Origin of the sequence: Bacteroides sp. RTP31139st1_H2_RTP31139_211217, from assembly GCF_040227615.1 — a bacterium.
In the GTDB taxonomy this organism is placed as follows: Bacteria; Bacteroidota; Bacteroidia; order Bacteroidales; family Bacteroidaceae; genus Bacteroides; species Bacteroides uniformis.
Map to the genome: position 1 here is coordinate 1 of NZ_JBCNZM010000161.1, position 11120 is coordinate 11120.

The window sequence follows — 11120 nt, forward strand, 5'->3', positions numbered from 1 at the left end:
GCACTGTGCAACAACTCTTCTCCCTTGACTCGCCAACTCACCAAAGCACCGGTACCTTTTTCTATGGTGAACAAGGCATCGGCGGCTATAATTTCCACCGCTTCGGGTGTCTCCTTAAACGTGGCCTTCCCGCCGTCATCCTTCAATTGTGGGAATTCATAGTCATGATACGTAAGTTGTTCCTTGGCAACTTTGAAGCCCTTCTCTGCCCACATCGTGGATTCCTTCAACGTGGCATATACATTGAGGCAAAGTTCCCCACACTTATCCGGTCTTGAAGGTACCTCCAGCAGATTCCCTTCGGACAAGTGGAGGTCGCCGTTGCGTACAGCCTTTCCGTTGCATATCCACTCATAGCTGTAATCGAATTCATCCAAATCGGAAAACGCATACCCGTTGGTCAATTTGATTTGCTGTGTTCCCTTCTTTTCAAACTTGATGTATTGATATACTTTTTGTACTTCATAGTAATGGGGGTGAGGCACCCGGTCGGGAGATACCAGCCCGTTAATGCCGGTGGGACCGTCGTTGGGATAGTCCCCGAAATCTCCTCCATACGCCCAGAATTCATCGGGCAGTAATGGGAGTGACGAGGGGCTCTCGCCGAAACTTAACGGTGCACCGTTAAGCTTTTTAGGAATGCCTTGGTCTACCCAGCACCAAATGGCAGCTCCGATAATACTTTCGTCCTTTTCAATCACATCCCAATACTCCTTGAGGTTGCCGATGGAATTTCCCATGGCGTAGGCATACTCTCTCATGAATACGGGGCGGTCGGTTATTTTCTCGCCAAGTTCCTTCAAAGCGTTGGGATGCAGATAGGCTTCGTCATAGACGTCGGATACGGTGCGGTCTGTATCGTCGTATATCGGCCTGGTGGGGTCTAAGGCACGGATTGTGTCTGCCATAGCTCGCAAATTGGCACCGCTTCCACCCTCGTTGCCCAATGACCAGAATAGGATGCACGGATGGTTCTTGTCCCTTTCCACCACGGCTACTGCCCGGTCCACATGGGCCAGTGTCCATTGAGGGTTGTCTCCTAATACTTTGTTCCCCAAACCGTAGGCATGACTTTCGTGGTTCGCTTCGTCCATTACGTAGATTCCATACTTGTCACATAGCTCGTACAGCAATGGCAGATGTGGATAGTGGGACGTGCGTATCATGTTGATGTTGGCTTGTTTAATCAGCCGGATATCTCTCTCCATCGTCCGGCTGTCGACAAAGAATCCCATACGGGGATGGAAGTCGTGACGGTTCACTCCTTTCAGCTTGACGGCTTTCCCGTTGACTTTGAAGACGTCTCCCGCGATTTCTATTTTCCGTATGCCCCAATGGTATTCGAACGATTCCAAAAGTTCATTCTTCCTGCGAAGCTTGATGTGGATGTCATATAGATGCGGTTTTTCGGCAGACCATAGTTGAGGCTCCCGGAGCATTTCGGACAGTGTGACGCTCGTTTCAGAAAAGGCCTGAATAGTACCTACGGGAGCCACCATTTTTTTGTCGAGTTTATTTCCTCTGTTGTCTTTCCCCACCAGGTTTATTTCTACGGTCAGGTCTTTTACTTTGCGGTCGGTCTGGTTTCTTATCCAAATTTCGGTTCCGAATGTAGCTGAACGCATGTCGTCCGACAAGTCGCTGCTGAACCTATAGTCCCGGATATTTGTCCGGGGACGTACCCATAGCTCTACCGGCCTGAGTATTCCACTAAGCCGCCACATGTCCTGGTCTTCCAGATAACTGCCGTCCGACCACCGATACACTTCCACTGCCAGACGATTGGCTCCGTTCTTCACAAATTCGGTTATGTCAAACTCGGCAGGCGACATCGAATTCTGGCTGTAGCCTACCCGCTCTCCGTTTACCCAGACATACATGGCCGATTTTACTCCTTCAAAGTGAAGGTATAGGCACTTGTCTTTCATATCGGGCGTCACTTCGAACGTGGTGACATAAGAGCCTGTGGGATTTCTGTGCCCGTAACTGTAATATTCGGCGGGAGGCTCGCTTGTCACTTTGGGTGCATCCTTCTGGAAGGGATAGTTTACGTTGGAATAGATAGGTTTCCCATAACCTTGCAATTGCCATGCTCCCGGTACTATGATGGTATCCCATGTGTCGGTATTGAAATCATTCTTGTAGAAGTCGGCCGGGCGCTTTCCCGGGTCGGCAGACCATTGGAATCGCCACTTGCCGTTCAGGGATATGATTTCTTTGCAATCGGCTTTTTGCGAAGGCAATGTCAGTGTGGCATGATACGGCTCTTTGTTGATGCCGACTACAATAGGATTCTCCCAGTCCGGAACTTCTTGGGCGCCGGCATATAGGGCACTTAGCAATAGAAAGGCAAATATCTTTTTTCTCATTTTTTCTCATGTTTTCTGATGGTCAATAAACTTCCATGATGAGAACTCCCCAGGGGGGCAATGTTACATGGTCTCCTTCTTTTACAGTCTTGCCGGAAATCAGCTCTTTGGACGTCGGATAGTTATGAGTGATTTCTTTGCTCTCGCTGCTGTAATTGAAGAAGTAACGGATGGCTTTTCCGGCTTTGTTTATTCCCGAACGCTGTATGATGGGGAACACGTCGCTCTCTGAAGAGATGATACCGGCATGGATGGCTGCCTTTCGCACGATGGCATTCAGCAATTCCTGCGAAGGGTAGGCTCCTATGTAGGTCAGTTTGCCTTTGCCATACTTGTTTTCGGTGACAACGGGCCATTTGCCGAAGAACGGATGCTCTGCATAAGCCAACGGGGTGGCTGTCTCGGGAATCAGGAATTCATACCAGTCGCTTATCTGGTTCTTTCCCTCTAATTGAAAGGGGTTATCCTTTAATGATAAGTCACCGATAGTGGAGAATTCCTGGTAATGGAAGCCGCAGGCTTTGCGTAGCGGCCCGGGAGCCAAGGTGGCCCGAACTGCGGAGTGCTCATTGCAGTAACCGCTTTTGTGCATCATTACCACGTGTCCGCCGGACTGTACGAATTCATCAATGGCTAATAGCAATTGGTCGGTAGCCACATACAAAGGGGGAATGACAAGCATGTCATATCCGCTGAAATCGGTTGTCTTGTCACAAGGGATGATGTCCGTTTCTATGTTTTGGAAATAGAGGGCTTTATGCACCATATCAATGGGATAATTGCTCTTGTAAGTGTAGGGCATGAAGCCGAGAGCATGATAAGAATCATGACTGTAGAGGATAGCTGCCCGGTTTTTCTTTTTCAAGTTCACGATGTGGCTGCCTATTCTTTCCAACTCTTTGGCGGTGGTGGTGAATTCCTTGTATATGCGGTTGGGCTGGAGGTCATGGCCCAGCACGCCTCGCCAGTATGTCTCCTGCCCGTAGTGCAGGGTAGACCAGTGCCAGTATTCCACCATATTGGCTCCGGAAGCATAATGTGCGTACACATTCTGCCGCAACTGGTTGTCGTAGGGAGGAAACTGGGTGCGGGCATCCCAGCCGATGCCTTGTGCGTTGGTTTCCATGACGATGTAATTGTTGTCGGCCACGGTGCGCACGAAGTCACCGGCATAAGCGATGCGCTGGCCGTCTTGTTTATCCTGTACATCGTGATAGACATTGATGGCAGGATATTGCATCTGCCTGAAACTTTCCACTTGGTCTATATTATGGAAGTCGGGCATAAAGCAGTGGGTGACAAATTGGTCTTTACGCTTGTATTCATTTACAAGGTCGCACTGCCAATTCAGAAAATCGGCCACTTCCTTCCGGTTATAGCGTTCCCATTCATTCTTGTACGAGGGGCTTGTCACTCCATCGCGCGGATAGAACTCTTCCCAGGTGTTGATGTTCATTCCCCAGTAGTTCATTCCCCATTCCTTGGCAAGCAGATTCAGGTCATTGTTGAATTTCTGTTTGATGTAGTTCCTGAATCCGAAGAAATAGTCTCTGTTGTTTACTCCGCGCGCTTCTGTTTCGTTGTCCACTTGATACCCGATGACTGCCGGATGCTGTGCATATCTTTCCAGCATCTTGCGGATAATCCGTTCGCAATAGAATTGGTAGGTCGGGTTTGTAAAATCCATGTTCTGTCTGATTCCATAATAGGCTTTGTTTCCTTTGGCGTGTTCTGCCAGCACTTCCGGGTGTTTGTATGCCAGCCATGCAGGAATGGAATAGGTGGGAGTTCCCAAGATGACTTTGATTCCTGCTGCATGCATCTTGTCCAGAATGCGGTCCATCCATTCAAATTCAAAATTTCCTTCTTGCGGCTCAAATACTCCCCAGGCAGATTCTCCAACGCGCACTACTGTCAGGCCGGCTCTTTTCATCAGCCGGATATCTTCATCCAGTCGCTCATAGGGCATATATTCATGATAGTAGGCTGCACCATAAAGCACGTTGTCGAATGAATACTGCGCTTTTATTTGTAAAGCGCTTAAAAACAACACTAATAGAATAAAGTAATTTTTGTTTTTCATAATCTTACCAGTCCGATACAATATTTTTATTTCATCATAGGTCTTATGCTGATGGTTCTCCGATATTCCTGCGGCATCGCCTTGTAAGCACCGAATACACCGCGGGCCGTACAGCCGACCCCGGTAGTGGCATAATCGAGATTCAGGGTCATGCCTTTCTGCTTCTGCAATTGGTAGGTATACATCGCTTTCGTCAGATTGTCTGTGCTGTACGGATAAATGTTGAAGTTGAACCATTCGTTCATCTTGAATTGAAGGCCGATGCCTTTGTCCGTGGTCAGTTGCAGCCAGCGTACATCTGTCCGCAATCCGTAATCTTGTGGCATTAGATAGGGCTCGTACATAGCTTGTACGGTAGAGGCATATATCCCCGTCGGATAGCCGGTTTTCCGGTCCGGATAGTTCTCTTGCGGTCCTCGGCCGTACCATTTCACTTGGTCGAGCGCATCGCTTACGGTCAGCGTAAGTCCTATGCGAGGAAACCAAAGCGGCATTTTCCCTTCAGGCTTCAATACATGGCGTATCTCTATCGTCCCTTCACTATTGATAATATACTCATAGTGGTTGATGATGCCGTTGTTCTGTATTCCTTCGATGTAGAGGTCTTTTTTCTCTTTTTCTCCTTTGCCCATCAATTCCGCATCAATGATGTGTATATGTACGCCTTCGGTGGTTTCGGACACCGAAAAAGAGAGGGGCTGATGTGTCAGGCGGTCAATCCCTGCAGAATACATTTCTGTGGCTACCGTGTATCCGTAACCTTCTTTCCAGTTGGAGGAGCGGGCGCTGGAGGCATTCCAGTTGTCCAGCTCATTGGCCAGCGGGGCACGCCAAAGATTCAGCCGGAGCGGTGATTCCAGCAGTTCCATATCTTGAACAACCATCGACGTCAGTTGTCCGTCGGTACGGTTGAATACATATTTGAAGCCATCTCCGGAGACAACCAATTCTTTCTCCGAAAGTGAATAGGAAGGTACGCCTTGAGCCTTTTCTTCCGAAGAGCATGGCAGGCTCCAAGGCAGTTCAAGTTCTTCCCATGCCACCTCATGTCCGGCTTTTGCCCACAATTCATCTTTTTTCAGGACGGCATGAAGCATCAGGCGGTATTCTTTGCCGGGAATCAGGGCTGGCTTCTTATAAGGTATGTGCACCAGCTCTTGGCTAAGCGGCGCTGTTGAGAGTGCCAAGTCGCCCGATTGAATAACCTTGTCATCTTCTTTCAATTCCCATCGTATGGCATATCGGGAAGCATTTGTATAATGATTGCGATTCCATAACTCAACGACTCCCTCTGTCACATCCGACATGGAAAAAGAAAGAGGTTGTCCGGTTTTCTTCATTTGCCACATTTCGGGCTGTACGCTACGGTCGGGCCAGATGCTGCCGTACGTACGTGCACCGATACCGTAACTGTAGAATGTACCATTTTCCGTCTCTTGCTCAAAATCTAGCCACAGAGCGGCTTCTTCCGGGTGAAAAGAGGAAGTCAGTGCCTTGGCGAAAATGCCGACTTCGTCCATTTGAGCATCGCAGATGTAGACCGAAGTCTCTTGGCCGTGTGTTTCTGCATTCCGACCGATGTTGACGGGGTAGGGGAAGTTCCGGATATTGCCCGATGCTTGTGTGGAGGCCTTTTCTGCTCCGTCTATATAGATGGACATTTTCTGTCCGTCGTAGACGCACGTCACTTGATGCCAGTTGTATTCCCAGTCAGTAGGCAAGGAGGCGCATACGGAATGCTTTTTATCAGTATAGATATAAAATTCCAGTTTGTCTTTACCGCGTTGTTGCAGCCCGAACTGATAATTGCCTTTTGTGATGAATGAGCCGCAACTGCTTACTAGTTTCCGGGGGTAGATTCTGCAAGTGAGTGTCAGTTCATTACTGTTCAACTCCACATTGTCTGCACGATAGACCTCTACCCATTGGTCGTGACCGTTCAAGTCCAGCACCGTGTTCTTTCCTTCCTTCACTAAGCGGGCATTTCCCATCAGATGGGCGGGAGTATGGAAGGGCGAAAGGTCGTCCACTTGCCTTATCCGTTCGGTCAGTCCCGGACTTACAAAATCCCAGATGGCCCCTCCCATCAGGCGGGGATGTCGGTAGATGGCTTCCCAATAATCGTTCAGGGCACCGCCGGCATTGCCTGCAACCGATAAGTATTCATCCATAAACGATGGTCGGGAATCCTCTCCTATGCCTACCTGCATTTCCAGTTCCATAGGAGTAGGGTAACGGGGTCCGATAATATCTTCTGCCGGATGGGAGAATGCATTTCCGCCATACATCCAGAAGCGGGTGGGGTCCAGCGATTTCCCTTCTTCAATGGTGTGGGTAATGTTGATACCTTCACCGCTTTCGTTTCCTGCGCTCCAGAACAAGACGCAGGGATGGTTTCTGTCCCGTAACACCATTCTGCGGCATCGCTCGCGATACATCTCTTCGTATTCCGGGAGACTTGAAATCCATTCCGAGGCATGGGCTTCATCGCCCACCTCGTCTATGATATAAAGCCCGTATTCATTGGCCAGTTCCAAATACTTATTCACCGGAGGATAGTGAGAGGTACGTACGGCATTGAAATTAAACTGTTTCAACAATTCAAAATCCTTGCGTATGGTGGCTTCGTCCATGACATGTCCCTCTTCGGGATGCTGCATGTGCGAATTTTGTGCATTGACTTTCAGTGGGATACCGTTAAGATAAAAAACACCGTCTTTGATTTCCGTCTTTTTGAATCCGATGACCGTTTCTATCTTGTCTTTCTGCAGACCGGCCGGATTGGATAATTCCAGACCGAGCGTATAAAGCTCGGGTGTCTCGGCTGTCCATTTCCGGGGTTCTTGTACCAAGGTATGCAACTGTATTGTCTTTTCCGCAGCGTCCATTTCAAATGGAGCTGCGGAAAAGTTACAGATAATCTTGCCGTTTTTATCCTTTAAGTAAGCTTTCAATCCATAATTCTCATTTGGCTTCTTTTGGTAGTCCTTGATTTTTACCTGAATACTTAACTGCGAATCGGTATACGTATTATCAAACTCTGTGATTACTTGCCAGTCGAATATCCTGACAGCAGGTGTGGCGTACAACCATACGTCGTCAAAGATTCCGGCCAGTCGCCAATAATCTTGTCCTTCCAGGTAATAGCCGTCCGAATACTTTAGTACACAGACAGCCAGCGTGTTTTCGCCCGGCTTCAAATAAGGAGTGATGTTGTATTCGGCAGGTTCTTGTGCTCCTTCATTGTAGCCCACTTCATGACCGTTGACCCATACAAAAGAAGCGGATGCCACTTTCTCGAACCTTAAAAATATCTGGTCTTTTGCTGCCCAACTTGCAGGTACCTTGAATGTTCGCCGGTATAGTCCGGTAGGGTTATACTCTTTGGGAGCATGTGGTGGATTCACCCCGAAGGGAGCAGATACATTTCTGAACAGCTTGTCACCATAACCTTGCATTTCCCAGTTTGAGGGAACTTTGATGTCGCCCCATTGCTTATCCGGGAATTCGGGGTTAAAAAAGTGTGCAAGTATCCCTTCCGGTGTATCGCACCAGAAAAACTTCCATGTCCCATTCAGTAGCATGCTCTTTTCGGGCATATGCCAAGCGTGTCCTTCCTCTTGTCCTTTTTCAAATACAGAAGGGTTGTCTATATACCAGAGCATATCCTTAAGGAAGGATTTGTCTTGTGCATAGGATTGCAGGCACAAGGCTACTGAACACAATGGCAGAAACAGTTTTCTCAGATTCATTTTTTTGTAATTCGTGCTGTCCATCCACCGCCGGGTGCCAGTTGTACATTGAGTTTGTCTTTGGCAGTGACGATGCGTACTTCTTTTTTATAGTCGGTAGCTTCACGGTCGGCATTGACGCCGTCGGCAAAGATTTCAGCTTCATAGTTTCCTTCGCCGAGGAAGGAGAGGTCGATGGTGCAGCTGCGCGGAGTCCAGTTGGTCATGCTGCCTACAAACCAAGTGTTTCCTTTGCGGCGTGCTATCGTGATGTATTCGGCTATTTTACCATCAAGGGCAATGGTTTCGTCGAAGGTAGTGGGAACCTTGGCGATGAAGTCGGTGCATTCCTGTTCCTTTATGTATTTGCTGGGACTGTCGGCAAGCATCTGCAAGGGTGCCTCGAAGACGGTGTACATAGCCATCTGGTGTACACGCGTACCTTGGCTCATGGGGTGATCGTTGACGGAGCGGAACAAGGAACGGGTGGCATTTACCATAGCTCCCGGCGTATAGTCCATCGGACCGACGAGTTGGCGCAGATAGGGAGCGGTAACGTCGTAGCGTGGAAAGTCATGCAAGGGCGCACCGTTCACGATGGGCTCCCACTTGCTGTTTTCCTGTCCTTTCACACCTTCAAAGTTGAGGATGTTGGGATAGGCGCGCTGGATACCAAAGGGTTTCAGTCCGTGTAGGTCAAGCAACATGTGATGTTTGGCGGCGCATGCTGCGAGCTGTTCGGTAGAAGAGATGGCGATTTGATCGTCGCGGTCGAAGAAGTCAATTTTGAAACCTTTGATTCCCATTTGTGCGTAGTGGCTGATAACTTGTTCCACGGCAGGGGAGATGTCGCCTCCTCCCGTAAGATTGCGCCAGCTTGCCCAGAGGATGATGCCTATGCCCTTTTGGTTGCCGTATGCCACCAGTTCTTCGAGATTGATTTCGGGACTGATGTCTTCCATTAATGATTCCTTTCCGCTCCAACCTTCGTCGATGATGATATACTCCAGCTGGTTTTCGGCGGCAAAGTCGATGTATTTCTTATAGGTGGGCGTATTCATGCCTGCCTTGAAGTCCACGCCGGTCAGGTTACAAGTATTCCACCAGTCCCATGCCACTTTTCCGGGTTTAATCCAGGATGTGTCAGCGATGCGGCATTCGGGTGCGAGGCGTTGCATCATGTCGTTGTTGGCGAGTTGTGTGTCGTGGGTAACAACAAGCACGGCACGCCAAGGATAGGTCTGTTTCCCTGTGGGACGCCCGTTGGGGCAGAAGTAGGGGGCATTGTTGGGCTTGCTGATAACGTCGGCACGTTTGGTAGGGACGAGGTTCAAGCGGTCATAGCCTCCGATGACTGTTTCCTGTGGATAGGGGGCGAATTCTGCCTTCACTCCGTGGGGCATCTGTGGGTTGGCAGTGAGGAACATGCCGGGATAGTTGGACAATCCGGCTTCCATAATGACGGCTTTCTTTCCGTTCTCCAGTTCTACCATCAGCGGAGTAATGGCAAGCGAGTCTTTGTACATGCGAGAGAGGGGGGCCTCATCGTAGTAGGACTCGAAGGAGTAGCAGTAACGCTCGCCGGCGCGATTGTCGTTAATATAGGGCACGAAAGCGTGGTAATCGCGGTCGAAGTTGAACTCGGCAATCTCGTCCTTCACGCAGAAAGGTTTGCGCAGTTCGGAAACAAAACGATAGGCGGCTCCGTCGTCGTAGGCGCGGAACTGTATGCTATAGCCGTTACGGCATTTCAGCGTGAGTTGGTTATAAGTGTCCTTCACATTCGCCTTTTTGTAGAAAGGAGTGGGGAAGGAAGTGTCGACGGAAGTACGGGTAGCTTTGGTCACCTTCACATTTTTGCCGAAGGTGAAAGCAATGGGCTTTCCCTCAGCTTCGGTGCATTGCATGGCAATGTCTGAAGGCAAAAGAACGGTGGTACCGTCGTGGGCAATCGCCCAGTTGAGGGTTTGTCCGGCTTCGATGTTGACAATTAGTTTTCCGTCCGGTGAATTCAGTTGATATTGCTGTGCTTGTGCCGTCAATGCACAAGAAAGCAATAGGCTGGCGAAACAAGTGCTGATTCTGTTCATTTTTATTTGATTATTGATTATGAATATTTGTTTAATTCCGTGGATATTTAACCGGAATAGCCATCATTTCTTCTAAGAAGAGAGGGTCGTCGAACTGGCAAGTCTGTCGGTTGTATTGTCCCCCCGGAGTGTCCCATAGCATTGGGCACATGCCGCGCGAGTAGATGGCTTCGGTTACGGAAACACAGAAGAGTCTTATCACTTCCTTTGTTCTGTTTCTGGAGTCGGCGCAATATTCGCCTATGATGACGGGGATTCCTTTGTCTACGCAATTCTTCTTCAGTAGGTCCATATTGTCGTTCAGTTCCTTGAAGTCAGCTTCCGTTCCCCAGCTTTCCCGGCCTACACCCCAATCGACAACCTCGCCTCCACCCAGTATGGCAAAGTTTGCGGGAGTATAGTAATGCACTGTAAGAGCAAGTCGGTTTGCGGGATCATTCGGCATCTTGAACAAGGGGTCGTAAGCATACTCCAAGTTGGTGTTGTAGATTTCCACCAACAGATGACGTTTGGCGTTGTTGCCGCCACTGTTTCTTACTATGTCGACAAAGAGCTGGTTGAGGTCGTTCACGTATCCCAGTGCCTTTGCCTTGTCGGCTTCACTACCGCTCCACGGAGTCCAAATCTCATCGTATCCGATTTCATTCATTGGCTCGAACAGTAAGTGGTCACCGTACTTTTCGAAGCGTTCACATATCTGTTTCCAGATGGAAGTGAATTTTTCTTTTGCTTTGCTGTCGGTGGGTACTTGTTTAATCCATTCGTTTTCGTGGTGGATATTGATGATAGCCACCATGCCACAGTCGAGGGTCCAGTTTAGGATTTTCTCTACGCGGTCCATCAGGTC

5 protein-coding genes are annotated in these 11120 nt (G+C 49.0%); all 5 read right to left on the reverse strand.

The features are described 5' to 3' along the window. Positions 1-2369 (reverse strand): glycoside hydrolase family 2 TIM barrel-domain containing protein (locus ABUA47_RS19785; protein WP_349831937.1); only part of this gene is annotated, 2369 nt, incomplete at its 3' end. A gap of 22 nt (positions 2370-2391) precedes the next feature. Next, positions 2392-4452: a beta-galactosidase gene (locus tag ABUA47_RS19790; RefSeq protein ID WP_035447046.1), complete on the reverse strand. Its 2061-nt coding sequence runs from the start codon at positions 4450-4452 to the stop codon at positions 2392-2394. Positions 4453-4478: 26 nt separating this feature from the next. Beyond that, positions 4479-8204, reverse strand: coding sequence for a glycoside hydrolase family 2 TIM barrel-domain containing protein (locus tag ABUA47_RS19795; RefSeq protein ID WP_349829760.1), 3726 nt, complete (start codon positions 8202-8204; stop codon positions 4479-4481). Beyond that, positions 8201-10273: a glycoside hydrolase family 97 protein gene (locus ABUA47_RS19800; RefSeq protein ID WP_035447040.1), complete on the reverse strand. Its 2073-nt coding sequence runs from the start codon at positions 10271-10273 to the stop codon at positions 8201-8203. The genes ABUA47_RS19795 and ABUA47_RS19800 overlap by 4 nt, the downstream gene beginning before the upstream one ends. 31 nt (positions 10274-10304) lie before the next feature. Beyond that, the coding region (locus ABUA47_RS19805; protein WP_349831938.1) for a glycoside hydrolase family 5 protein at positions 10305-11120 on the reverse strand (816 nt) is incomplete at its 5' end.